Here is a 24,143-nt window from a genome sequence, read left to right as displayed (position 1 = left end):
GTCTCCTTCAGACAGCGTGATTCAGGCAGGGGTGCCGAAGTTGTCGCGGATACGGGGCTTGAGCAGCTTCCCGGCGCCGGTGCGCGGCAGGGCATCGGTGAAGACGATCGACTTGGGGATCTTGTAGCGGGCCAGGCGCCCTTCGAGGAAGGCGAGGATGTCCTCGACGCTCGCCCGGGCGCCGGGTGCCAGGACCACGACGGCACGGGGGACCTCGCCCCACCGCTCGTCCGGGACACCGATGACGGCGCACTCGCCGACGGCGGGGTGCTCGTACAGAACGTTCTCGATCTCGGCCGGGTAGATGTTCTCGCCACCAGAGATGATCATGTCTTTGGCGCGGTCGACGATGGTGACGTACCCGTCCTCGTCGACGCCGGCGATGTCTCCTGAGCGGAACCAGCCGTCGTGGAAGGCGGCGGCCGTTTCCTCGGGGAGGTTCCAGTACCCGCTCATGACGTTCGGGCCCTCCACGAGCAGTTCGCCACGTGTGACGTCCTCGCCTGCGGGGTCGATGACGCGGATGTCGCTGAAGAAGTGGGGAAGACCGGCGCTGCCGAGCTTTTCGAGGGCGTGCTCGGCGTCCAGCAGGCACACGCCCGGCGACGCCTCGGTCATGCCGTACCCCTGGATGAAGCTCAGCCCGCGCCGCTGGTAGGTGCGGATCAGCGCTTCGGGCACCGGGGCGCCCCCGCACAACAGCATCCGCAGTGACGACAAGCCGGCGTCGGCGAACCGGGGCTCCGCGGCGATCTGCTGGAACATGGCCGGCACCCCGAACATCACCGTGACCCGGAAGCGCTCGACCAGGTCGAGGGTGCGGGCAGGCGAGAACGACTCCTCGAGGACGAGTGTTCCGCCCTTGAGAATGGTGGGCAGGCAGGTCATGTTCAGGGCGGCCGTGTGGAACAGCGGCGCGGACAGCAGGGCCACGTCTCCGGCGGCGAACTCCCCGTCGACCAAGGTGTTCAGGCTGTTCCAGATGAGGTTGCCGTGAGTGAGCACGGCGCCCTTGGCACGCCCGGTCGTCCCGGAGGTGTACATGATGACCGCGGTGTCGGCATGCGTCACAGGGACGTCGAGAGACACCGGTGTGCAGGCGGCGAGGTCCTTGTCCAGGCCGTCCCCGACGGTGACCGGGCGAAGGGCGGAGCAGGACAGGGCGAACTGCTCGAAGTCCGAGGTGTGCACCAGCACGCTCGCCCCGGCGTCCTGGAGGCAGTGCCGCAGTTCGGGTTCGGCGAGCCGGGTGTTGAGCGGCACGAATACGGCCCCGAGTTGACCGGCCGCGAAGAAGGTCTCCAGGAAGGAGGGGTGGTTGGGGCCGAGGTAGGCGACGCGGTCGCCGGGACGTACACCGAGGTGGCGCAGATGGTGGGCCAGGCGGTTGATGCGACCGTGCAGTTGGGCGTAGGTGATCAGGACACCGCCGTGAATGACGGCGGGGCGGTGGGGGTTGTTGCGGACGCGTCGTGCGATCCAGGATCCGACGCCGTGGTTGCGCATACGGATGCCGTGCCTTTCGGGATGTTCCGGTTTCGGACGCGGGCGCAGCGGAGGCCGGTACCTCCAGGAACGCGCGCATGCGCGGCAGGCAGCCGCAGAAGCCGGGCACCGCTCATGGGCTTCCCGCCGGGCCGGTCCTGGGGCCCGGCCATGGTCAGTCCTTGTCGAGACCGAGCAGGCGCGCCGCGTTGTCCTTGAGGATGCGTGGCCTGACCTCGGGCTTGATGTCCAGCTTCGCGAAGTCGCCCAGCCAGCGGTCCGGGGTGATGACCGGGTAGTCCGAGCCGAAGAGCACCTTGTCCTTGAGCAGCGTGTTGGCGTAGCGGACGAGCTGCGGCGGGAAGTATTTGGGAGACCAGCCGGAGAGGTCGATGTAGACGTTCGGCTTGTGGGTCGCCACCGCCAGTGCCTCGTCCTGCCAGGGGAAGGACGGGTGGGCCAGGATGATCCGCAGGTCGGGGAAGTCGGCCGCCACGTCGTCGATCAGCAGGGGGGCGGAGTGCTTCAGGCGGATGCCTCCGCCGCCCGGCACCCCCGCGCCGATGCCGGTCTGCCCGGTGTGGAAGAGCGCCGGCACACCGAGTTCCTCGATGGCTTCGTACAGCGGATAGGCCATCCGGTCGTCGGGCGAGAAGCCCTGCAGGCTGGGGTGGAACTTGAAGCCCTTCACGCCGTACTCCTCCACCAGCCGGCGCACCTGGCGTACCGCCGCGCGTCCGCGCCAGGGGTCGAGCGAGGCGAAGGGGATCAGGACGTCCGAGTGGGCGGCGCAGTCCTCGGCGACCTCTTCGTTCGGGATGGGCGGGTGGCCCAGGGCGTGCTCGGCGTCGACGGTGAAGACGACGGCGGCCATCCGGCGCTCGCGGTAGTACTCGGCCGTCTCGTCGATGGTGGGCTGCCGGTGGCCGTGCGCGGCGAAGTACTTCTCCGAGGCGGCCATCAGCTCCGGGCTGAGGGAGTGGTGGCCCGTGCGGGAGACCTCCGCGTGTGTGTGCACGTCGATCGCGGTCAGCCGGGCCAGGTCCATGGGGACGGGGGCGGCCATGTCAGCCTCCCACCGGCGCCTGGGGCGCGGGGATGCCGAAGGTCTCGGGTTGCGCCCCGACATCGTCACTCCAGGCGGCGGCGATCGCATCGGCGCTCCAGCCGCCGTCGCGGAAGGCGGACTTCTTCTCCTGCGGGTGGGACCACAGCGCCAGCCGGTCCCCGCCGATGCCGATCGCCTGACCGGTGACTGCGGCCGAGGCGTCGGAGCCGAGAAAGACGACCAGGCCGGCCGCGTCCTCCGCGGTGCCCAGGCCCTCCTGCTTGCGCATCCAGTCCGGCAGCGGAGCTCCGGTGCGCTCGGCCTCCTCGATGGCGGGTGCGAAGGCCGGGATCGTCCTGGTCATCTCGGTGGCCGCCACGGGGATGACGGCGTTCACCGTGATCCGCGCCCGGGCCAGTTCCAGGGCCCAGGTTCGGGCCATGGCCACGATGCCGGCCTTGGCCGCCGCATAGTTGGTCTGGCCGAAGTTTCCGCGCTGTCCGGCCGGCGACCCGACCAGGATGATGCGTCCTCCCTCGCCCTGCTCGCGCATCCGCACCGCGGCCGCCCGAACACAGGTGAAGGTGCCGCGCAGGTGGACGCGGACCACGTCGTCGAAGTCGTCGTCGGTCATCTTCCACAGGACCTTGTCCCGCAGGATGCCGGCGTTGGTCACCAGCACGTCGAGCCGGCCGAAGTGCTCCACCGCCGCCGAGATCAGCTCCTCCGCCGCGGCGGTGGTGCCGACGGCGGCGGTCACTCCGAACACCTTGCCGCCGGCCGACTCGACGCTCTCCACCGCCGCGTCGACGACCTGTTGGTCCACATCGTTGACGACAACGGATGCCCCGGCAGCGGCCAGTGCGCGGGCATAGGCGAGCCCGAGACCGCGGCCGCTGCCGGTGACGAGCGCCACCTTCCCCGACAGATCCATGGAACTCCACCCTTCATTGACAGGATTCCTGGCTATTAACGACAGTCTCACAACTATCAGGAATCCTGTCAATGGTGCGGAGCGGGCCTCGGCACGGACCGAGTCGGTCAGGCGGCGAAGGGAACGGTCACGACCGGGAGCCGTCCGGGTGCGCAAGGTCGTACGGCCGCGGGTACGAGGCGGGCCGATAGGTCACATAGCGCGGCTCGCTCGCCGGATCCGCCTGCTGCGCACGGGAGTTGAGCGTGGCCGGCGAGGAGTCCCAGCGGCCGGTGTCCAAGCGGTGCTCCAGGGTGTCCAGGGCTCCGGCGATCTCGCCCGTCGTGAAGGTGCAGTGCCCGGGGCTGTCGACGTAGGCCTGGCTCAGCAGCGCGCCCGAGCCGCCGGCGGTGGCGGCCCGGCGGTAGGCGCTCTCGGCCTCAACGGGGATCAGCGGGTCGCCGGTGGTGTGGATGTTCAGCTGGGGGTCGGTGAGCCGGCCGTTGAAGACGCTGGTGTCCTCCATCCACTGGACGGCGGCAGGGTCGGCGGAGATACGGGGTGCGCGGTCGAGCGTCTTGAGGTCGGTACTCAGCGACAGACCCGCCTCCTTGTACAGCTCCGTCACCTCCTTGAACAGCGGGGAGTCCCGGAGCATCGCCGTGTAGTCGACGCCCGTATTCCAGGACACGTTGCCTCCGGCGCGGCTCTCGGCCTCCTGCCGCCAGGTGAAAGCGGACGTCTGGAGAAGCCCTGCGACGGCGGTGTACTGGTTGGCCTGCTGGGCGTCCCAGTCGGTGGGGCCCGGCTCGGTCTGCGTGGAGCTGTTATAGCCGGGGATGTTGTACAGGGCTGCGGCAAGAGCGACGCGGGCACGACCTTCGGGGGTCTGCTGGGCTCCGGCGGTCTCGGCGGCAAGGGTCGCGGCGGCGCTCTGCGCCTGCGCCCGGTCGGCGAATCCGGTGAGCGGGATGTCCGCGTCCGGCGCCAGCAGCGCCTTGAGCGCGAACGCCGGGTCCAGCGTGCTGTTCCAGTTCGCGACACCACCCTGCACCAGACCGCACATGGCGAGCGAGCCGTCGAAACGGTCCGCGTGCTCCTCGGCCAGTGTCGTCGTGACGAATCCGCCGTACGAGGTACCCCAGGCGATGGTCCGCTTCGCCGTGCCGAACTTGTCGGTGAACAGGTCCAGGGTGGCGAGTTGGTCGGGCACGGCGTCCGTGACCGCCCAGCCGTTCGTCGCGTACGAGGACCCGATGAGTGCGTACCCCTTGCCGAGAAGGGAGTCGAGGGTGGCCTTGCTGGGCGCGTTCTGGGCGGAGTTGGGGAATCCGGCGGGGACGTAGCCGTGGCTGTAGAGGAGCACGGTGCCGTTCCAGGCGGCAGGGACGTCCACCAGGTATGCGGCGCCGGAGGCGAGGTGGCCCTCCAGGTGGGTGTCCGTGGCGGCCTGTGCGGGCAGGGGGGCCAGAGCGCACAGGCAGAGGGCCAGCAGGGCGACTGGAGTTCTCATCGTGGGGGGGGTCCTTCCGGTGTCGGTGCGACGGAGCGGGAGCGGATGGAACTGAAGGGGCGGGCGCGCGACTCGCGCGGCGAGCCCGCGCCGACGCCCGGCAGCGGGTGAACGCAGAGCCGCCACCGGCGTACGAGGCGAGCGGGCCGCGCGCGATCAGCGGGCGAATACCGCGCAGCCCTTGGCGGCCACCTCATCCGGGACGGGCGGGTGGCGCAGCGCGCACTCGGCGTCGGCGGTGGTGGCCGCCGTCTCACCGTCAGACCACGGAACTCCAGCCTCGATTGACAGGATTCCTGCTAATGGGCGACAGTCTGGCGACCAACAGGAATCCTGTCAACAGGTAGGATGGATCTATCTTCTGCGGGGCGCGCAGCCTCTGCGCGTCCCGCGGACAGCCGAATGGAGGGCACCGTGTCGGAAGCCGCCGCACAGCCGACCGGTCAAGGCGTGAAGGCGCACCCTTCATTGCTGTACATGGTCAAACGCGTCGAACTCGTCGTGCGGGCACGACTCGACGAGCTGCTCAAGCCGGCGGGTGTGACCGCTCTGCAGTACACCGCGCTGACCGTGCTGGAGCGGCATGACGGCCTCACCGCCGCGCAGCTCGCCCGTGACTCCTTCGTTACCGCCCAGTCGATGGCCGACATGGTCCGCACGCTCGAGACCCGGGGCTATGTCGTCCGCCGCCCCAACACGGCCAACCGTCGCGAGCTTCTCATCGCCCTGACCGACCTCGGGCACGAACTCCTTGCCGAGTACGCACAGCCCGTGCGGGACTTGGAGCGGCGCATGACCGACGGTCTCACCACCGGCGAGACCGTTCAGCTGCGCGGCGCGCTCGACCATGCCTGGCGGCAGCTCTCCTGACAGGAACGGCCCGCCCAGCCGCTGACGGTGCCTCACCCGGGACGGGATGACACCCGCCCTGTCGGCTCAGCGCGCCCTTTCCCAGACCGGCGGGACGCCCGGGGTCAGCACGGAGTAGTCGGGCAGCTCACGCAGCGCCTGCTCCGCACCGCCCGGCGTGTAGACCGCGATGAGGCGCAGCTGCCGCCAGCCGGTGTTGAAGGTCGAGTGCAGCGTCCCCTTCGGCACGAACACGAAGTCCCCCGCCTTCACCGGGAACTCCCCCGAATCACCGACGGTCTGGACGCCCTCGCCGTCGATGAAGTACAGGATCTCGTCGGACTCCGGGTGCACGTGCCGGTCGTGCCCCTTGGTGGGGTTGATGATCACCTCTCCCGCGGTGGTGGGCGCCCCCGCGAAGAGATCGGCACTCACACCCCACTTGATGCTTCCCCAGTCGAAGACCTCGGTCGACAGCTCCGAGGGCACGCTGTGGCCCCTCGCCTCGAATGCGTTCACGGTTCGTCTCCTCATCGGACGCTGATGGCCTTGAAGTCCTCGGTCTGCCTGCGAATACCGGTTTCCGTGGGCAGGCGTTCGATCGAACTCGCGCCGAAGAAGCCCACGACCCCATCCGTGTGGGTGAGTACGTACTGTGCGTCCGCGGGGTCCGCGATGGGGCCGCCGTGGCACAGCACGAGAATGTCCGGGTCGACCGCGACCGCGGCGTCCCGGATCGCCTGGATCCGCTCGACGCACTCGTCGAGCGTGAGCGCCGTATGCGCGCCGATGCTGCCCTTGGTGGTCAGACCCATGTGCGGGACGAGGACGTCGGCGCCGGCCTCGGCCATGGCGGTGGCCTGGGCGGCGTCGAACACGTAGGGCGCGGTCAGCAGTTCACGTTCGCGTGCGGCTGCGATCATCTCGATCTCCAGGTCGAAGCCCATCCCGGTCTCCTCCAGGTTCTGCCGGAAGACACCGTCGATCAGCCCCACCGTGGGGAAGTTCTGCACGCCGGCGAACCCGGCTTCCTTGACCTGGTCGAGGAAGCGGCCCATCACCCGGAACGGGTCGGTGCCGTTGACGCCCGCGAGCACGGGCGTGTCCCTGACCACGGGGAGCACCTCGTCCGCCATCTCCATGACGATGGCGTTCGCGTCGCCGTAGGCCAGCAGGCCCGCGAGGGATCCCCGGCCGGCCATCCGGTAGCGCCCCGAGTTGTAGACGATGAGCAGGTCGATGCCGCCCGCCTCGGCCGACTTCGCGGAGATGCCCGTTCCGGCACCGCCGCCGATGATCGGCCGGCCTGCCGCCACGGTCTTCTTCAACCGTCCGAGCGCCGTGCTCCGGTCCATGATCGCGTTCCTTTCCGCCCACTCGGGGGTGGGCATCAACTGCTCGGCCATGCAAGCCAGTTACATCGAGGCGGGCCGTCACCGAGGCGAGGTGATCAACCGGTGCAGATGCCGGGCGGCAGCACGCCCGAACCCGGGATCGTTGATGTGCTGATCCACCTCGACGATCTCGGCCGGCGAACCGGTGAGCGCACCGCGCAGCGCGGCGAACAGTTCCTCGTCGGCCGTGGCGTCCCGGAACGGGCCACCCTCCTTGTCGATGCCGCTCACCCCGCGCAGCGGAAGAAGCACCGCGACCGGCCCTCGGGCGCGGGACACCTTCACCCCGATACGCCGGCCGAGCTCGGCGTTCTCCTCCGGCGTGGTCCGCATCAGCGTGACCGTCGGATTGTGGATCAGGAAGGTCCGGTCGTCGAAACCGGCGGGCACGGTCTCCCTCGGCCCGAAGTTGACCATGTCGAGGGCGCCCAGCGAGACGACCTGGGGGATGCCCTTCTCACCGGCCGCCTCCAGCCGGTGCGGCCCGGCGCTGAGCACACCGCCCGCGAGATCGTCGGCGAGTTCCGTGGTGGTCAGGTCGAGCACTCCGACGAGCCGGCCGTCGCGCGCGAGCTTCTCCAGCGCGCGTCCGCCGGCGCCGGTGGCATGGAAGACCAGAGGTTCGTAACCAAGGCCGGACAGCTCCGCCCGCGCCTCGTCGGCGGCCGGCGTCGTCAGGCCGAACATCGTCACACCGACCAGCGGCCGCTGCTCCTCGGCCGGTGCGCCGCGGCGGGCTTCCTGCGCCCCGGCCATCGCGGCGATCGCCGCGGCGGCGTTGTCGAAGACCTGCTCGGACAGGGAGTTGATGCCGGCGACGTCGACCACCGAGTGCATGAGCGTCACGTCGCTCTCGCCGACGTAGGGCGAGACATCGCCCGAAGCCATCGTGGAGACCAGCAGCTTCGGCACCCCGACCGGCAGGGCGCGCATCGCGCGGGACGCGACCGACGAACCACCGGAGCCGCCCACGGCGAGTACGCCGTCCAGCCGGCCCTCCGCGTACAGCGCGAGCGCCACGGACGCGGCGCCGACGGCCATCGCTTCCATCGCCGCGCCCCGGTCACCCGCCTTCCGCAGCACCGTGAGATCGGCCTGTCCGGCTTCGGCGACCGTCGCGGCGGTGACGTCCGCGTCCGATTCCGAGAACACGCCGACGTCGACCGTGAGCGTGCTCGCGCCGTGGGCGCGAACCCGGTCGGCGATCCAGGCGTACTCCTCGCCCTTGGTGTCCATCGTGCCGATGAGAACGACCGTCGCCATCGTGCCTGCCTCCTGCTCTCCTTTGAGCCCTGTGCCAGGCATTGTTGTCACGCGGGAGCATCCCCGAATGGTCCACTTGGGACCGAGTGGACCAAGCGGAGAGGCGTGCGATCGATGCGGACGAGCGAGGACGCGGAGCGGGTGGCCCGACTGCTCGGTGTGTGGCGCGACGAGGCGCCCGTGAGTGTTCCCCTCCGGGACGCGCTGGCCGAACTGATCGACGGCTCGTATCTGCCCGCCGGGTGGCGCATGCCCGGCCAGCGGGCGCTGGCGACCGCGCTCGGCGTGGCCAGGGGTACGGTCTCGCGGGCGTACGCCGAGCTCACGGCGAGCGGTCGCCTGACCGCGACACGGGGTTCGGGCACCTACGTCCGCGGAGCCGTCGGCCTGGTACGGCCCGACGAAGGGCGGCTGACCTCGTTCGGTGACGGAGAGGTGGTCGTCGATCTCTCCTCCGGGGCGCTTCCAGGCTCCGAGCTGGTCGCAGGCGTGATGCCGGAGGTCGGCAGGCAGCTGCGCGAGCGCCACCTCCAGGACACCGGCTACCACCCCGCGGGCCTGCCGGAGCTGCGGGCCGCGCTCGCCGCCCGCTTCACGGCGCAGGGTCTGCCCACGCGGGCGGAGCAGGTGCTGGTCACCGGGGGTTCCCAACAGGGCGTCTGGCTGATCGCGACCGCCCTTGCCGGGCCCGGCACGTCGACCGTCGTCGAGGACCCCAGCTACCGAGGCGCCCTGGAAGCGTTTGCCGCGGCGGGCGGACGCCTGCGGGGCGTCCCTTTCACCCCGGCGGGCATGGACCTGAACCTTCTCGAGGCCGCGGTCACCGACGCGGATCTGCTCTACGTACAGACCGCACTGCACAACCCGACCGGCATCCACCTGCCGGAGGCACAGCGCAGAGTCCTCGCCGACATCGCGGCCAGGCACGGCACTCTCGTCGTCGACGACCAGTCGCAGTCGGAGCTCGGCTGGTTCCGCTCCGACCCGCTGCCGGGGCTGGAACGGATGGCCGATCCCGAACGGCTGCTGATCGTGGGCACCCTGTCGAAGCTGTTCTGGGGCGGTCTGCGCGTGGGATGGGTACGAGGCCCCCGGGAGATCATCGGACGACTCGCGGCGCTGCGCGGCAGCATCGACCTGGGCGGACCGATCGCCGACCAATTGGCGGCACTGCAGCTGCTGCCCCAGGCGGACCGGCAACGGGAACTGCGCCGCGAGTTCCTGGCACGTCAGTTCGCGGTCACCGCGGAGGTCCTCCGGGCCGCCCTGCCCGGCTGGCAGTGGAGCACCCCTGTAGGCGGCTCGGGCCTCTGGACCGACACCGGTCAGGACGCCGTGGCCCTCACGCAGCGCGCCCTGGCACGCGGAATCCGGCTCACCGCGGGCCCGGCGTTCTCTCCGCACGGCGGGCACCGCACCTTCGTACGGCTGCCGGTATGGCACCCGCAAGGCCGGTTCGCCGACGCGGCCCAGGTCATCGCCGACCTGCAGAGCACCCGGTCTCCGTGACGGTCGGGATGCTCCGCATACTCTCCGCCACTGCACCTGCAGACAAGGCTGGAGATGGTCCCCTCGCCGGCCGCGGGGCCGGCGACGCGGTACCGCGCACACCTCCCCGAGAGTTCAAGCTCCCGGCACCCGGTCCAGGTCGATGGTGGTCCTGGCCACCCAGCCCGGCTCGGCGACCAGCAGGCTGATGTCCGCCTGCCCGAGGTCGACGTCGACGACGTAGCGGAAACCGGCGGACTCCGCCGCCGCGATCTCGCTCAGCTGCCCCGCCCGCACCGCGTGGACGACGCGGCGGCAGGCGGGGTCCGCCGACTGCAGGGCAGCCGTCAGCGTGTGCAGCAGGCGGGGCAGAACGGCAACCGGACAATCGTCGGCGATTCGCACCTCCACGTCGTGTGCGCCGACGGGATAGCTGTCGCGCAGGCGTCCCGCGGCGCAGCGCTCCAGGCGTACCTCCACGGTCACATCGTCGCCGCGCACGAGAAGGTCGGCCGAGTAACGCGTGCGGGTCTCCCGGACCAACTCCCACACCGGCCCCAGGGCAAGTCCTGTGGGAATCGCGGGTATCGAGATCATGTCAGTTCGCCTCGGTCGCGAGACGTCGTACGGCGGTCTTGTCCAGCTTCCCGGAGGCGTTCCTGGGCACGCCCGGAACGAGCGTGAGCCGCCTGGGGAGCTTGTAGCGGGCCAGCTGCCGGGCCGCGTACTCACGTACGTCCTCCAGGCTGATCGTCGCGTCCTCGGCGACGGTGAGCACCGCCGTGACGGACTCGCCCCACTGTTCGTCGGCGACCCCCACCACGGCGACGTCCACAACGCCCGGCATCGAGGCGAGGACGACTTCCACCTCGGCCGGGTAGACGTTCTCACCACCACTGATGATCATGTCCTTGAGGCGGTCGACGATGTAGAGGTAGCCGTCCTCGTCGAGGTGGCCGATGTCACCCGAGTGGAACCAGCCCTCCTCGTCGAATGCGGCGGCCGTGGCCTCCGGGTTGTTCCAGTATCCGACGGTGACGTTGGGGCCGCGCACGACGATCTCGCCGAACTGCCCTGGTTTCAAAGGCTCGTTGGTGACAATGTCGACAACATGGACCTCGGTGTAAGGCATGGCGATGCCCGCCGAACCGAGCTTGTCCAGAGTGTGCTCGGCCGGCAGGTGCGTGGCGAAGGGCGCGGTCTCGGTCAGGCCCCACGCCTGTTGCAGGATCACGTCGCGCCGCGCGTAGTGCTCGATCAGGGACGGGGGTACCGGCGCACCCGCGACCACGACCGCCCGCAGATGGCTGAGGTCCTGATCGGCGAAGCCCGGGACGCGGGCCAGCGCGGCGAACATCTGCGGCACCCCGAACATCGAGTTGACCCGGTGGGTGACCAGGTCGTCGAGACACTCCTGCGGGTCGAAGGCGCGGCGTACAACAACCGTTCCGCCGCGGACGAGGGCGCGCAGCGCGAAGCTGTTGAGGGCGCCGATGTGGAAGAGCGGCGCGGCGGCGTACGTCACGTCGCCGCGACGGGTGTCCAGACGCATGTCGACGTTCACGGAGTTCCACCAGGTGTTGCCGTGGGTCACGACGACTCCCTTGGGTGTCCCTGTGGTTCCCGAGGTGAACATCAGGATCGCCGGGTCGTCGGCGTACTTCGGTGTGATGACGGGACTCGGCCGGGCGTCCGCGATGAGCGACGACCAGGGCTCCCACCCCTCGGCCTCCCCGGCCGGTGCTTCCGGGTCGTCGTCCACCAGGAGGAAACGCGTCAACGCCGTTGCCCCACGCACCTTTTCCAGGCCGGCGCGGTGGCCCTCCTCGCAGACGACCACCTCGGCACCGCTGCTCGCCAGGACGCGCTCCAGTTCGGGTTCGGCGAGGCGGAAGTTGACCGGGACGAACACGGCGCCGAGCCGGAAGGCGGCCAGCATCGTCACCAGGAACGCAGAGCTGTTGAGACCGAGATAGGCGACGCGGTCGCCGTCGGTGACGCGGCTCTGTGCGAACACGCTGGCCAGACGGGCCGATCTGTCGTCGAGTTGGGCGTAGGTCAGGTCGCCTCCCGCGTAGCGGATCACCACGCTGTCGCCCTGGTGGGAGGCGTTGCGCGCCACCGCGGCGGCCGGGTTGAGGTCCACCCGGAGGCCGGAGTTGTGCGGGTGTGGTCTCGTCACGGTCGGCTCCTCGTTGAGCAGTGGTCTGAGCGTCGGTCGTCAGAGGTCGTCGCCACCGGCCGCGTTCGCGAATCCGCGGACGCCGATACCGCCGTCGACGGAGATCGCCTGGCCGGTGATGGGGCCGCTCTGTTCGCGGGCCGCGAGCAGAACGTAAGGTCCGGTGAAGTCGCGCGGATCCGTGCTGGAGTCGTGCAGCGGAATGGGCGGGGGCGGTGTGTCCGGACCGCGCCTGGCGAACGACGCCGAGATCGTGCGGTCGCCCAGGGCCAGGGACTCGGGGCCGCGGAGGTCGGTGTTCATCCCCCCACAGGCGACGCCGTTCACACGGACCTTGGGAGCGAGTTCGTAGGCGAGTTCTCGCATGAGGCCCAGGCAGGCGTGCTTGCTCGCCGTGTAGAGGGGGCCGCCGCCATTGACGTGGAAGGAGGCGTTGGAGAGGGTCATGACGATGCTGCCCCTGCTCTTCACCAGCTCGGGCCACGCCGCCTGGGCGGCCAGCAGATAGCCCTTGACGTTGATGGAGAAGATCTCGTCGAAGGCCGTGTCGAGTTCAGCGGCGCCGAGGCGGGTCAGCCCGCGCTGGTAGTCCCACACACCGGCGTTGGCGACGAGCGTGTCCAGCTTGCCGAACCGCTCGACGGTCTCGACGACGGCACGGTGCAGGGCTTCGGAGTCGCGCACGTCGGCCGTGACGGCGTGGATGCGGGACGGGTCCGGGGCCGCGCCTGCGACGTCGTCGAGCTGCGCCTTGTCCCGGCCGAGGATCGTGACCGAGGCTCCCTCGGCGAGGAAGCGCTCGGTGACCGCCCGGCCGATGCCCGAGCCGCCCCCGGTTATCAGGACGGCGTACCCGGTCAGCCAGCCCCCGGTCACGGCTGCTCCGTGAGGAAGCCGGAGACCAGCTCTTCGAACTCGCGTCGCCGCTCCAGCTGCACCCAGTGGCCGCAGCGGCCGAACACGTGCAGTTGCACGTCGCGGATCTGCTTGAGCATCAGCTGCGCCCCGTCGAGTGTGATCGTGCGGTCGTCGCGGCCCCAGAGCAGCAGGGTGGCCGCCTTGATCTTGTGGAGGTCGCGCCAGAGCGGGTCCATGCCACCGCGCTTCGCGAAGGACGCGTTGTAGCGGTGGTAGAAGGCGATGTGGCTCTCGTCGAGTGAGGCCTCGTAGCGGGCCCTGACGACGTCCTCGCCGAACTGCTTGTGGTCGAAGACCATGGTGCGGATGAACGCGGCCATCTTCTTCTCGGTCGGACCGCCGCCGTTGTAGTAGCGGAACATCTCCTTCTGCCCCTCCGTGGGGGTGGGGCCGACCGGCAGCCAGCCGCCGCCCGGGGCCATCAGGACCAGCCGCGTGACGCGGTCGGGACGCTGCTGGGCCATGGCGATCGCGGCGGCGCCGCCGAGGCTGTTGCCGAGCAGGTGGAAGGCGCCGATGCCGAGGGAGTCGAGTGCCTGGGTGAGAGCGTCGACGGTGATCTGTGTGATGGACCGCTCGTCCAGGTCTTCCTCGGTCGGGCGGTAACTACCGCCGAAGCCGGGCTGGTCCGGGAGGACGACGCGGAAGTGCCGGGCCAGGGCCGGGAGGTTCTGGTGGTAGTTACTGACGCCGGAAGCGCCCGGTCCGCCGCCGTGCAGCATCACCAGCACGGGCCCGTCGCCGGTTTCGGCGACGGCGATCTCACCCAGCGTGGTGGCCAGGCGGTGGTGCTTGAGTTCGAGGTCGGTCACGAGAGTTCCCATCGGAGAATGCCCGGTCAGAAGAAGGTCGAGATGTTCTTCGCCTGGAGGATGTTCTGGTCGAGCAGGATCGTTCTCCGGGCGACCCGCAGTCCGTCGCCGACCCGGCGCAGCACGTCCGTGCGGCTGCCGGCGAAGACGTTCTCCTCGCGTTCCAGGCGGTTTCGGTAGACGAGGAACGCCGAGCGCACATACAGGTCGTCCTCGGTGAACCCGGCGTTCTCCGCGGGGTCGATGTGCTGGGCCATCACGTTCGTCACCAGGTGCCGGGTGCGGGACGGCGGGTCCTCCGCCCACGCCATGCCCGAGTCGAAACGGCGGATGCGCCAGGCCAGACTCTCCCTGGTCTCGTCGTAGAACGCGGCCTCACCCCGCGCGGCCACCGACAGTGCCTGCTGGCGCCGGAGCCGGTTGGTGCGCGTGGGCATCCAGTAGTCGAGGTCGTCGGCGAGCAGGTCCAGCCAGTCGGTGTAGCGGCCGTCGTCGAGGAGGGCGGCCTCCTCGTAGTAGAACTGCTCGACTTCGAAGTGCGTCTCGCGGTCGGCGCGCGTCCCCGCGCGCGACCGGGTCAGCTCGGGGGTCGTGCTCATGGTGTCATTCGATCCCTTCTCCGCGTGGGGCGGAACGAGGTGTGCCGCACAGCGGCACGTCATCCGCGCAGCAGGCTGCGCAGGTTCACGGAGAGGTCCGTCAGCCGCCCGGCGTCGGCGGGGACGCGGCGGTCGATCATCCGGCGGGCAGCCCGTACGGCCGTGGAATCGTCGACGGCCGCAGCCGCCACGACATGTCCGTCGCGGAGGCCGAAGACCGAGAAGGCGGGGTCGTCGAAGGAACCGCGTACGACGGTCCGGTCGGCCCACTCCATGTGTCCGACCGCTTCGACGTGGCGGCCGTGGCGGTCCGTCCAGAACCAGGGGGCCGTCGGTGCCGGTGCGTCGGAGCCCAGGAGGGTGGCGGCAGCCCTGGCTCCGTCGTGCTGAGCGGCCTCCCAGTGCTCGGCGCGGGCCTCCCGCCGGGTCCGTGCGGGGTCGCCCACCGCGAGAACAGCGGGGTTGGACGTCACCTGCCCTGAGTCGACCACGATCCCTCGGCCGACCTCGAGCCCCGCCTGCTCGGCGAGCGCGGTCTGCGGCACCATGCCCACGCCCACCACGACGACGGCGTACGACCACTCCCCTGACCGACCCCTGAACCGCACCTCGATGTGCTCACCCCGGTCCGTGAAGGACTCCACGGCCGCCCGGACCGTCGTGACCCCCTTCCCTGTGTGCAGGTCGTGCAGCCAGCCGGCCAGCTCCGGGCCCAGCACGGGCTCCAGGGGTGCGGCCAACGGATCGACGAGGGTGACCTCGCACCCCAACTGGAGCGCCGTGGAAGCCACTTCGGCCCCGATCAGACCGGCACCGACGACGAGGACCGCGGCGCCGGGGACGAGTGCCGTGCGCAGCCGGTCGGCGTCCCCGGCGGTGCGCAGCACGTGCACGCGCTCGCTGCCGATGCCCGGGATCGGCGGCCGGGCCGCCCGGCCTCCGGTGGCGAGGACGACACGGTCGGCCGGCAGCAGGGTGCCGTCCGCGAGCTCGACCCTGGCCTCCCGTGGGCGCAGCGCCGTGACGGCCGTCCGGTTGACGAGCCGGATGCGCTGGTCGTCGTACCACTGCGAGGGCTGGAGGGCGATCTGCTTGATGTCCTTGGTGCCGGCGAGGAAGTCCTTCGACAGGGGCGGCCGGTCGTACGGGAAGTCGCCGACGTCGACGAGGGTGAGGTCGCCGTCGAATCCGCCCGACCGCAGGGAGCCGGCGGTACTGACGCCGGCGATGCCGCCTCCCACGATCACCACGCGCTCGGTCACGGGGCCTCGCCCGGGAGGAGGTAGACCTCGCCGTCGCGGACCTCGACACGGTGCGGGCAGGTGTTCCTGGTGGCGGGCAGTCCCTGCACCTCGCCGCTCTTCAGACAGAACTTGCTGGAATGCAGCGGGCACTCGACGAAGCCGTCCTCGACCCAGCCGTCGGCGAGTGAGGCGTCCTCGTGGGTACAGGTGTCGTTGAGGGCGTACACGCTGTCGTCCATGTCGCGGAGCAGGGCGATGTCGTCGTCGGTGCCGGTGACCGCCTTGTCGATGGCGATGCCCTCACCCTGGGGGATGTCAGCCAGGGCCGCTACTCGAATACCGACACCGTTGCTCATGAATGGTTCTCCTCGTGCCATGCGGGGGTGTTCATCAGTTCGCGCCAGCGGGCGTAGAAGGCCCGGCCCGCGGCGTCGCTGTAGAGCTCGCTGGTGGTGCCGGGGTGGCGGCCGTCCTCGCGTTCGGTGCCGATGCCCATCTGGTAGTTGAGGGCCACGCCGTTGGTGACGAAGCCGTGCGCGTTCGTCTGGACCTCGCTCCAGTTCTCGCCGTCGTCCTGTTCGAAGATGCCGCTGGGGCCGAACGTCCGCAGGTTGTACAGGCGTTGCGCTTCCCGGACCTCTTCGGGCATGGACTTGTCGACGATGGTCCAGGCCCATACCTCCATCCGGTCGGGGCCCTTGGGGTGCCAGACGCGGATGGAGCCGTTGACCGGCAGGTAGGAGAAGTTCGGGAAGACGGTGGCGTGCCCGTTCGTCAGCGGGCCCTCCACCCGGGCGTCGCCGAGCCGTGCCCGCAGGGCGTCGTAGTCCGTCCACTTGTGCACGGTCTGGGCGTCGAAGCGGTTCTTGGCGTTGACGGGGAAGCCCGCGCCGTTGCCATTCGCGTCCAGGTACTGGCGGCCCGTGCGGTGCACGACCTCGTCCTTGGGCTTCCGGCCGGCGGGCGAGAGCACCATGAGCGCCGAGGCGTGGCTCATGTTCACGTGGTACCAGTCGGTGGCGAACTGCTCGGCCGCGAGCTTCCAGTTGCCTTCGAGGGCCCATTTGTGGATACCGCCGACGACGACGGTGCCTTCGTCGTCGTGGTCGAGCATGGCGTCCATGTACCAGGCCATGTTCCCGAGGGACTCGCGCAGCGGGACCGGGTCCGGGTTCCAGGTGCCGAAGACCAGCCCGCGGTACGTCTCCACGTGCGGGACCTCCACCAGACCCCAGTCGCTTTCCGTGAACTCCCCGGGATAGCCGTCCTTGTTGGGGACACTCACCAGAGAGCCGTCCAGGTTGTAGGACCAGCCGTGATATGTGCAGGTGAAGTTGCGGGTGGTGCCGAAGTCGGCGCGGCAGACGCGGGCACCGCGGTGACGGCAGGAGTTGAGGTAGGCGCGGATACGGCGTTCCCGGTCGAGGGTCACGATGACCGGGTCCTCGCCCATGTATGTGGTGAGGAAGTCACCGGGCTTGTGGAACTGGTCGGTGTGCCCGAGGAAGAGCCAGCTCGGCGCGAAGACCCGTCGCAGCTCTTGCCGGTACAGCTCCTGGTCGGTGAAGATGACGCGATCCAGCAGGCCGCCCTCGGTGTCGACGAGCCCTGAGACGTCAAGGTTCCGTGCCAGTTCTGCCGGGCGCCGCAGTGCCCCGCGCGGGGCCTTGGTGGCCGCGCCCGGAGGTTCGATCGTCGAGGTCATGCCCCCAGGGAACAGCAGCAGGTCAGCGGGGTTCCATCCGGCGTTCCGTACGGTGGCACGCGGGCTGTCACAGGGCGTGTCTCCCGGGGGAGCGTGGCCGCATGCTTGCCGCCTCCGCTGTCTCCCAGAGTGCGACCGACCCGCTGGCCGGGCTGGTGCTGGGCGACGTTCCCCCGCCCGAACCACGGCCCGGATGGTCGATCGTCCGCGTCGCCTCCTCCTCGCTGAACATGCACGACCTCTGGACTCTGCGCGGCGTCGGTCACCCGTCGGACCGGCTGCCCATCGTCCTCGGCTGTGACGCCGCCGGATGGGACGAGGACGGCAACGAAGTCCTCGTGCACCCGGTCATCGCCGACACCGACGCCGGGCTGGGCGACGAGACACTCGACCCGGGACGGGCCCTGCTGTCGGAGCGGCACAACGGTGCCTTCGCCGAGTACCTGTCCGTGCCCACCCGCAACCTGATTCCCAAGCCGTCGTGGCTGTCCTTCGACGAGGCCGCCTGTCTGCCCGTCGCCTGGGGCACCGCCTACCGGATGCTGTTCACACAGGCCGGGATCCGCGCCGGCGACCGCGTTCTCGTCCAGGGTGCGGGCGGCGGTGTCGCCTCGGCCGCGATCAAGCTCGCCGTGGCGGCCGGTGCCGTCGTCTACGCGACCAGTCGGAGCGAGGACAAGCGGTCGCGCGCCGAGTCCTGGGGCGCGCGCAAGGCCGTGCCCACCGGCGAGCGGCTGCCCGAGCGCGTGGACATCGTGGTGGAGACGGTGGGCGAGGCCACCTGGTCACACTCGCTGAAGTCGCTCCGTCCTGGCGGCACGCTGGTGATCGCCGGTGCCACGAGCGGCACGAACCCGCCGGCCGACCTGGGCCGGATCTTCTACCTCCAGCAGCGCGTTCTCGGCTCGACCGGCTGCACTCGCGGAGAACTGGTCGGCCTGCTGAAACTGATGGACGCCACCGGTCTGCGGCCTGTCATCGACCGCACGCTGCCCCTGGACGAGATCCAGAAGGGCTTCCAGCTCATGATCGACGGGCGTCTCACCGGGAAGCTCGTCGTCAACCCGCCCGCGGCGAACGCCGTTCAGCAGCACACGCCACAAGGAGAGACGCCGTGACCGCTGCCGCCGTCGGGTTGTCCCACTCCCCCTTGATCGGGAAGAACGACCCCGCACCCGAGGTTCTGGCCGCCGTCGAGGCAGCCGTCGAACGCGCCCGCTCCTTCGTCCGCGCGTTCGACCCCGAACTGGTCGTCCTGTACGCCCCGGACCACTACAACGGCTTCTTCTACAAGGAGATGCCGCCCTTCTGCCTGGCCACCGAGGCGAACGCCGTCGGCGACTTCGGGTCCTCGGCCGGTCCCCTGTCGGTCGACACGCAGGCCGCGCGGGCCCTCTCGCGCGGTGTCCTCGACCGTGGGGTCGACCTCACCGTGTCCGCCCGTATGACCGTCGACCACGGCTTCGTCCAGCCACTGGAGGTCCTGTTCGGCGGCATCGACAAGATCCCGGTGGTCCCCGTCTTCGTCAACGGGGTCGCCACCCCGCTCGGACCGGTCAGCCGTGTCCGCGCACTCGGCACGGCCCTCGGCGAGGCCGCGTCCGAACTGGACCGCAGGGTGCTGTTCCTCGGCTCGGGAGGCCTCTCCCACGACCCGCCCGTCCCGGTGCTGGACGGCGCCCCTCCGCACGTCGCCGACGCCCTCATCGACGGACGCCCCCCGACACCCGAGCAGCGGGCCAGGGGCGAGGAGCGCGTGGTCCGGGCGGGCCGCGAATACGCCGCCGGCTCGACCGGGATGATCCCGATCAACCCCGACTGGGACAACCACGTCCTGGACACCCTCACGAGCGGCCGGCTGGCGGAAGTGGACGCGTGGACCGTGGAGTGGATGGGCGCCGAGGGCGGCGGCTCGGCCCACGAAGTGCGTACCTGGATCGCCGCGTTCGCCTCACTCGCCGCCACCGGCACCTACCGGGTGCCTTCCCTCTTCTACACACCCATCCCCGAGTGGATCGCCGGTTTCGCCGTGGCGACCGCCGAACAGGAGACGAGCCGATGACCCCACAGGAAGAGTCGGCCGCCGAGACCGCGGACCGGCTGGAGACAGCAGCCGCCAGGACCGCCGACCGACCGAAGACCACGGCCACCGAGACTGCGAACCGACCGGACACGGCAGTCACCAAGACCGCCGACCAACCGAAAACCGCGGTCACCGAGACCGCGGACCGGCTGGAGACGGCGATCACCGAGGCCGCCGACCGGCTGGAGGCCGCGGCCGCCAAGGCGGAACCCTGTGCCCCCGTCCGCGATCTGCTCGGCACCGGCGACATCCCCGCCGCCTACGCCGTACAGCGCCGGCTCACCGAGCGGCGGCTGGCAGCGGGATCCGTCGTCACCGGTCGCAAGATCGGTCTCACCTCGCCCGCCGTACAGAAGCAACTCGGCGTCGACCAGCCCGACTTCGGTGTCCTCCTCGCCGACATGAACGCGTCCGGCCCCGGGCCGGTCTCCCTCGCGAGGTTGCTGCAGCCCAAGGCGGAGGCGGAGATCGCCTTCGTCCTCGGCACCGACCTCGACGGGGACGACCTGGACACGGCCACCGTCCGGGCGGCGGTCGCCCACGCGGTGCCCGCCCTGGAGATCGTGGACAGCCGCATCGCCGACTGGGACATCACCATCGCGGACACGGTCGCCGACAACGCCTCCAGCGGTCTGTACGTCCTCGGCGACGCGACCGTACCGCTCGACGCCTTCGAACCGCGCGAGGCCACGATGCGGATGTACGCGAACGACGCGCTCGTCTCCGAGGGCAGGGGCGCCGACTGTCTCGGCGACCCGCTGGCTGCGCTGCTCTGGCTGGCCCGTACGGCCCGGGAGTACGGCGACCCGCTGCGCGCCGGACAGGTGGTGCTCGCCGGCGCGCTCGGCCCGATGGTCCCCGTGTCCCCCGGTGACATCGTCCGCGCCGAGATCTCCGGCCTCGGCACGGTGACCGCCACCTTCACGGATCTCACGAGTCAGGACTCCGCATGACCGTCACGACAGGCACGAACGACACCGCCGAAACGGCCGGTACGCGTAAGACCAAGGTGGCCGTGATCGGTTCCGGCAACATCGGAACCGACCTCATGATCAAGGTGCTCCGGCTCTCGGAGACCCTGGAGGTGGCGGCCATGGTCGGCATCGACCCGGACTCCGACGGCCTGGAAAGGGCCCGTCGCCTCAAGGTGCCCACCACCCACGAGGGCGTCGACGGTCTGATCCGCATAGACGGCTTCGACGAGATCGACATCGTCTTCGACGCCACCTCGGCCAAGGCCCACGTCGCCAACGCGGCCGCGCTCGAGCCCTACGGAAAGACACTGATCGACCTCACTCCGGCGGCGGTCGGCCCGTTCGTCGTCCCCCCGGTCAACCTCGACGACAACCTGGGCGCGGACAACGTCAACATGGTCACCTGCGGCGGCCAGGCCACCATTCCCATGGTCCGCGCCGTGTCGCGGGTGACGCCGGTCGCCTACGCCGAGATCGTCGCCTCCATCGCCTCGAAGTCGGCGGGACCCGGCACGCGCGCGAACATCGACGAGTTCACGGAGACCACGGCGGCGGCCATCGAGGCCGTCGGCGGCGCGCGGCGCGGCAAGGCGATCATCGTCCTCAACCCCGCCGAACCGCCGATGATCATGCGCGACACCGTGTTCTGCCTGATCGGCGACGCCGACCACGAAGCGATCCGCACCTCGGTCGCGGACATGGCGGCCGAGGTCGCCAAGTACGTCCCCGGCTATCGGCTGAAGCAGGAGGTGCAGTTCGCCGCCGTACCGCCGGACGAGCCCGTCCACACGCTGCTGCCCTCCGACGCGCCCCCGGTGACGACCCGGGTCTCGGTGTTCCTCGAAGTGGAGGGCGCCGCCCACTATCTGCCCGCCTACGCCGGCAACCTCGACATCATGACCTCGGCCGCCCTGCGCACCGCCGAGCACATCGCTCACCACGCGCGCCAGGGAGCCTCCGCATGACCACCAACCTGTACGTGCAGGACGTGACCCTGCGCGACGGCATGCACGCCGTACGGCACCGCATCGCGCCCGCCGAGGTGGCCAGGATCGTCGCCGCCCTCGACGCCGCCGGGGTCGACGCCATCGAGGTCGCCCACGGCGACGGTCTGGCCGGCGGCTCGGTCAACTACGGGCCCGGCAGCAACACGGACTGGGAGTGGATCGAGGCGGCCGCGTCCGTCCTCGAACGAGCCACCCTCACCACCCTGTTGCTCCCGGGCATCGGCACCATCGCGGAGCTGAAGCAGGCGTACGCCCTCGGTGTCCGCTCGGTCCGCATCGCCACCCACTGCACCGAGGCCGATGTCGCCGCTCAGCACATCAGCACCGCGCGTGAACTGGGCATGGACGTCTCGGGTTTCCTGATGCTCAGCCACCTGGCGGACCCCGGGAAGCTCGCCGAACAGGCCGGGCTGATGGAGTCCTACGGCGCCCACTGCGTCTACGTCACCGACTCCGGCGGCCGGCTCACCATGGACGGCGTACGCAAACGCGTCCGCGCCTATCGGGACGTACTGCGGCCGGAGACCCAGATCGGCATCCACGCCCACCAGAACCTCTCCCTCGCGGTGGCGAACTCCGTCGTCGCCGTCGAGGAGGGCGTCACCCGGGTGGACGCCTCGCTGGCCGGTCATGGCGCCGGGGCCGGAAACTGCCCGATCGAGGCCTTCGTAGCCGTGGCCACGCTCAACGGCTGGAAGCACGACTGCGACCTGTTCGCCCTCCAGGACGCGGCGGACGACCTGGTGCGTCCCTTGCAGGACCGCCCCGTCCAGGTCGACCGCGAAACCCTCACCCTCGGCTTCGCCGGCGTCTACTCCAGCTTCCTGCGGCACGCCGAGGCAGCCTCCCGCCAGTACGGCATCGACGTACGCACCATCCTGCTCGAAGTCGGCCGGCGCGGGCTCGTCGGCGGCCAGGAGGACATGATCGTCGACATCGCGCTGGACCTGGTGGGCTGACAGGCGGACGTACGGGTGGCCGCGGATCCCCGTCGGGTGGTGCTGAATGGGCGGGTGGTGGGCTGAGCCGGGCTGCGGTCACCGGCCCCCGGCGAGCAGGGGAAGCGCTGCGAAGGTGTGGTGCTCCCACAGCCGACGTGCGGCTTCCTCCGGATAAGGCGTGGTCGAGGGCTCGGTGTCAAGGACCCGGGTGAGGCGCCGGTCGACGTCGTAGGCGGGCCAGCCCGGCAGGCCGTCGACGGCGAAGGCCGACCAGGCCGAACGGATCTCGGCGGACAGCGCTTCGGCCTCCGGCGAGGACTCAAGCCCGAACCAGGCGGTACCGACCCCGCCGAAGTCGCCGAAGGTGAGCGGTACGTCCAGGCCGTGACAGGCGCCGAGGACGCCGCCGTTCGCCGGTGCGGGCCACGTCAGCTCGTACACGTGGGCCCGGCCGCCGCCGGCGAGGTGGGCCTGCGCGAGATGGAGCGAGGGCATGCGGAAGTTCCAGTCGGACTGGACGAGTTCGTACAGAGTCTCGTCGGACGCGTCGGGGAACGCGGCGCGGTAGGCCGCTGCCGGCTCCGCTCCGGGCCCGAACAGCCGCAGCGCGGTGGCGGCCTGCTTGGCCGTGATCTGCCCCACCTGGCCCCGGACGACGTGGAACAGCCGGAACTCGTCGCGGTTGTGACCGACGATCAGGGGCACCTCGCGTGCGGCGCCGTCGGCCAGTGCCCGCCAGGGATCCTGCGGCAGGACCTCGCCGTCCACGACCGGCGCGAAGGGCGTGGCAGTGTGCGCGACCACTCCCCAGCGGTCCTCGTGCCGCGCCATCGAGGGCAGGATCCCGGCGCCGGCTTCGGTGAGTTTGTGAGGGTCCACGTCGGCGAGGCCGGCGGCGGTCGGATGCAGACCGAGCGGTTCGACCAGGACGGACGCGATGTCCAACGCCAGCGCGTCGGAGAGGAAGGCCCCCGGCACGCTCTGCACGATGGCCCGGTGGAACAGCCCCTTGGCGCTGGGCATCGCCAGGAGCGCGGCGACGGATCCGGCCCCGGCGGACTCGCCGAAGACGGTGACCTGGCCGGGGTCGCCGCCGAACGCGGCGATGTTCTCCTGGACCCAGCGCAGGGCCGCGACCTGGTCGAGCAGGCCGCGGTTGGCCGGGGCGTCGGGGAACCGGCCGAAACCCTCCAGGCCGACGCGGTAGTTGAAGGTCACGATGACCAGGTCCCGTTCCCGGGCGAGGCGACCGCCGTCGTAGCCGGGCTCCGCGGACGATCCCGACGCGTAGGCGCCGCCGTAGATCCACACCATCACGGGGCGCCGCGCGGCCCTGTCGGGCGCCGGCGTCCACACGTTGACCGTCAGCCAGTCCGGCGAGCCCTTGGGACCGACGGGCGCGCCCGGGCCCAGGGGCGTCTGCGGCGGCCGCGGGCCGAACACGAGGGCGTCCCTGATTCCGTCCCACGGCAGGGCGGGACGGGGCTGCGCGAACCGGGCCTCACCGACCGGCGGCTGGGCGAACGGAATGCCGCGGAAAACGGCCAGGCCGCCCTCGGTGCGGCCGCGTACCGCACCCGCTGATGTCGTGGCCACGGGTGACGAGTCGGTGTTCACTGGAGCTCCTTCGGGTGGTTCCACTGCTGTGCGCGTCGGTCGGTTCGGAACAGAGGGAGGAGCGGCCGTCGTGCGCGGTCGCCCCGGAGACAGGGGATCAGCGGAAGC

The 24,143-nt window shown here is 70.5% G+C and carries 23 protein-coding genes; 7 read left to right on the top strand and 16 right to left on the bottom strand.

Going from position 1 to position 24,143, the window contains the following annotated elements; all coding sequences use genetic code 11:
* Positions 1-21 precede the first annotated feature (21 nt).
* The 4 genes from menE to ACFVKT_RS05680 all read right to left on the bottom strand — a co-directional run bounded on the left by menE (position 22) and on the right by ACFVKT_RS05680 (position 4,959).
* Positions 22-1,506 carry an o-succinylbenzoate--CoA ligase gene (gene menE, locus ACFVKT_RS05695; RefSeq protein WP_385727822.1) on the bottom strand — a complete coding sequence of 495 codons (1,485 nt, stop codon included), beginning with the start codon at positions 1,504-1,506 and terminating at the stop codon, positions 22-24.
* A gap of 154 nt (positions 1,507-1,660) precedes the next feature.
* Positions 1,661-2,533, bottom strand: a complete 873-nt coding sequence (locus ACFVKT_RS05690) for an amidohydrolase family protein (RefSeq protein ID WP_385728183.1) — start codon at positions 2,531-2,533, stop codon at positions 1,661-1,663.
* Positions 2,534-2,552: 19 nt separating this feature from the next.
* Positions 2,553-3,467, bottom strand: a complete 915-nt coding sequence (locus tag ACFVKT_RS05685) for an SDR family NAD(P)-dependent oxidoreductase (RefSeq protein ID WP_385727820.1) — start codon at positions 3,465-3,467, stop codon at positions 2,553-2,555.
* A 127-nt stretch (positions 3,468-3,594) separates the two neighbouring features.
* Positions 3,595-4,959 carry an alpha/beta hydrolase family protein gene (locus ACFVKT_RS05680; protein ID WP_385727818.1) on the bottom strand — a complete coding sequence of 455 codons (1,365 nt, stop codon included), beginning with the start codon at positions 4,957-4,959 and terminating at the stop codon, positions 3,595-3,597.
* Between the two features lie 477 nt (positions 4,960-5,436).
* Here ACFVKT_RS05680 and ACFVKT_RS05675 point away from each other — a divergent pair, with 477 nt between their 5' ends.
* Complete coding sequence (locus ACFVKT_RS05675) at positions 5,437-5,829, top strand: MarR family winged helix-turn-helix transcriptional regulator (protein WP_385728181.1); 393 nt, start codon at positions 5,437-5,439, stop codon at positions 5,827-5,829.
* Between the two features lie 66 nt (positions 5,830-5,895).
* Here the strand turns inward: ACFVKT_RS05675 and ACFVKT_RS05670 are convergent, their stop codons facing one another.
* From ACFVKT_RS05670 to ACFVKT_RS05660, 3 genes are read right to left on the bottom strand one after another with little or no spacing between them, the layout of a single operon-like run.
* A complete protein-coding gene (locus ACFVKT_RS05670; RefSeq protein WP_385727816.1) occupies positions 5,896-6,327 on the bottom strand; it encodes a cupin domain-containing protein in 432 nt (143 codons plus the stop codon).
* Between the two features lie 11 nt (positions 6,328-6,338).
* A complete protein-coding gene (locus ACFVKT_RS05665; protein ID WP_385727814.1) occupies positions 6,339-7,214 on the bottom strand; it encodes a phosphoenolpyruvate hydrolase family protein in 876 nt (291 codons plus the stop codon).
* Positions 7,215-7,241: 27 nt separating this feature from the next.
* Complete coding sequence (locus tag ACFVKT_RS05660) at positions 7,242-8,465, bottom strand: Tm-1-like ATP-binding domain-containing protein (protein WP_385727812.1); 1,224 nt, start codon at positions 8,463-8,465, stop codon at positions 7,242-7,244.
* 114 nt (positions 8,466-8,579) lie between these two features.
* Here ACFVKT_RS05660 and ACFVKT_RS05655 point away from each other — a divergent pair, with 114 nt between their 5' ends.
* Complete coding sequence (locus ACFVKT_RS05655; RefSeq protein WP_385727810.1) at positions 8,580-9,974, top strand: PLP-dependent aminotransferase family protein; 1,395 nt, start codon at positions 8,580-8,582, stop codon at positions 9,972-9,974.
* 114 nt (positions 9,975-10,088) lie between these two features.
* On the opposite strand, the gene ACFVKT_RS05650 is transcribed toward ACFVKT_RS05655, so the two are convergent.
* From ACFVKT_RS05650 to ACFVKT_RS05615, 8 genes are read right to left on the bottom strand one after another with little or no spacing between them, the layout of a single operon-like run.
* On the bottom strand, positions 10,089-10,550 hold the full coding sequence (locus tag ACFVKT_RS05650; RefSeq protein WP_385727808.1) for a hypothetical protein: 462 nt from the start codon (positions 10,548-10,550) through the stop codon (positions 10,089-10,091).
* Position 10,551: 1 nt separating this feature from the next.
* Positions 10,552-12,135, bottom strand: coding sequence for a long-chain-fatty-acid--CoA ligase (locus ACFVKT_RS05645; protein WP_385727806.1), 1,584 nt, complete (start codon positions 12,133-12,135; stop codon positions 10,552-10,554).
* Between the two features lie 39 nt (positions 12,136-12,174).
* Entirely contained in the window at positions 12,175-13,011 is an 837-nt protein-coding gene (locus ACFVKT_RS05640; RefSeq protein WP_385727804.1) for an SDR family NAD(P)-dependent oxidoreductase, read from the bottom strand.
* Complete coding sequence (locus ACFVKT_RS05635) at positions 13,008-13,865, bottom strand: alpha/beta fold hydrolase (protein WP_385727802.1); 858 nt, start codon at positions 13,863-13,865, stop codon at positions 13,008-13,010. Before ACFVKT_RS05635 ends, ACFVKT_RS05640 begins: the two co-directional genes overlap by 4 nt.
* A 26-nt stretch (positions 13,866-13,891) precedes the next feature.
* Complete coding sequence (locus ACFVKT_RS05630) at positions 13,892-14,464, bottom strand: 3-phenylpropionate/cinnamic acid dioxygenase subunit beta (RefSeq protein ID WP_385727800.1); 573 nt, start codon at positions 14,462-14,464, stop codon at positions 13,892-13,894.
* 59 nt (positions 14,465-14,523) lie between these two features.
* On the bottom strand, positions 14,524-15,726 hold the full coding sequence (locus ACFVKT_RS05625) for an NAD(P)/FAD-dependent oxidoreductase (RefSeq protein ID WP_385727798.1): 1,203 nt from the start codon (positions 15,724-15,726) through the stop codon (positions 14,524-14,526).
* Positions 15,723-16,064, bottom strand: coding sequence for a non-heme iron oxygenase ferredoxin subunit (locus ACFVKT_RS05620; protein ID WP_385727796.1), 342 nt, complete (start codon positions 16,062-16,064; stop codon positions 15,723-15,725). Before ACFVKT_RS05620 ends, ACFVKT_RS05625 begins: the two co-directional genes overlap by 4 nt.
* Positions 16,061-17,413 carry an aromatic ring-hydroxylating dioxygenase subunit alpha gene (locus tag ACFVKT_RS05615; protein ID WP_385727794.1) on the bottom strand — a complete coding sequence of 451 codons (1,353 nt, stop codon included), beginning with the start codon at positions 17,411-17,413 and terminating at the stop codon, positions 16,061-16,063. The genes ACFVKT_RS05620 and ACFVKT_RS05615 overlap by 4 nt, the downstream gene beginning before the upstream one ends.
* Before the next feature lie 101 nt (positions 17,414-17,514).
* Between ACFVKT_RS05615 and ACFVKT_RS05610 the strand changes: the two genes are divergently transcribed.
* From ACFVKT_RS05610 to dmpG, 5 genes are all read left to right on the top strand, one after another.
* Positions 17,515-18,531: a zinc-binding dehydrogenase gene (locus tag ACFVKT_RS05610; protein ID WP_385727792.1), complete on the top strand. Its 1,017-nt coding sequence runs from the start codon at positions 17,515-17,517 to the stop codon at positions 18,529-18,531.
* Positions 18,528-19,475: a 3-carboxyethylcatechol 2,3-dioxygenase gene (locus ACFVKT_RS05605; protein ID WP_385727791.1), complete on the top strand. Its 948-nt coding sequence runs from the start codon at positions 18,528-18,530 to the stop codon at positions 19,473-19,475. Before ACFVKT_RS05610 ends, ACFVKT_RS05605 begins: the two co-directional genes overlap by 4 nt.
* 182 nt (positions 19,476-19,657) lie before the next feature.
* The gene (locus ACFVKT_RS05600; RefSeq protein ID WP_385728178.1) at positions 19,658-20,449 is read left to right on the top strand and encodes a 2-keto-4-pentenoate hydratase; all 792 of its coding nucleotides are present in this window, start codon (positions 19,658-19,660) and stop codon (positions 20,447-20,449) included.
* Positions 20,446-21,435 (top strand): acetaldehyde dehydrogenase (acetylating), encoded by a 990-nt coding sequence (locus ACFVKT_RS05595; protein WP_385727789.1) that lies wholly within the window; start codon positions 20,446-20,448, stop codon positions 21,433-21,435. The genes ACFVKT_RS05600 and ACFVKT_RS05595 overlap by 4 nt, the downstream gene beginning before the upstream one ends.
* Positions 21,432-22,436: a 4-hydroxy-2-oxovalerate aldolase gene (gene dmpG, locus ACFVKT_RS05590; RefSeq protein WP_385727787.1), complete on the top strand. Its 1,005-nt coding sequence runs from the start codon at positions 21,432-21,434 to the stop codon at positions 22,434-22,436. Before ACFVKT_RS05595 ends, dmpG begins: the two co-directional genes overlap by 4 nt.
* 78 nt (positions 22,437-22,514) lie before the next feature.
* Here dmpG and ACFVKT_RS05585 read toward each other — a convergent pair whose 3' ends face one another.
* The gene (locus ACFVKT_RS05585) at positions 22,515-24,035 is read right to left on the bottom strand and encodes a carboxylesterase/lipase family protein (RefSeq protein WP_385727785.1); all 1,521 of its coding nucleotides are present in this window, start codon (positions 24,033-24,035) and stop codon (positions 22,515-22,517) included.
* Positions 24,036-24,143: the final 108 nt, after the last annotated feature.

Origin of the sequence: Streptomyces sp. NPDC127595 (genome assembly GCF_042671685.1) — a bacterium.
Classification (GTDB): domain Bacteria; phylum Actinomycetota; class Actinomycetes; order Streptomycetales; family Streptomycetaceae; genus Streptomyces.
The sequence above is the reverse complement of the archived record's forward strand: the minus strand, read 5'-3'. Positions and strand labels throughout refer to the sequence as shown.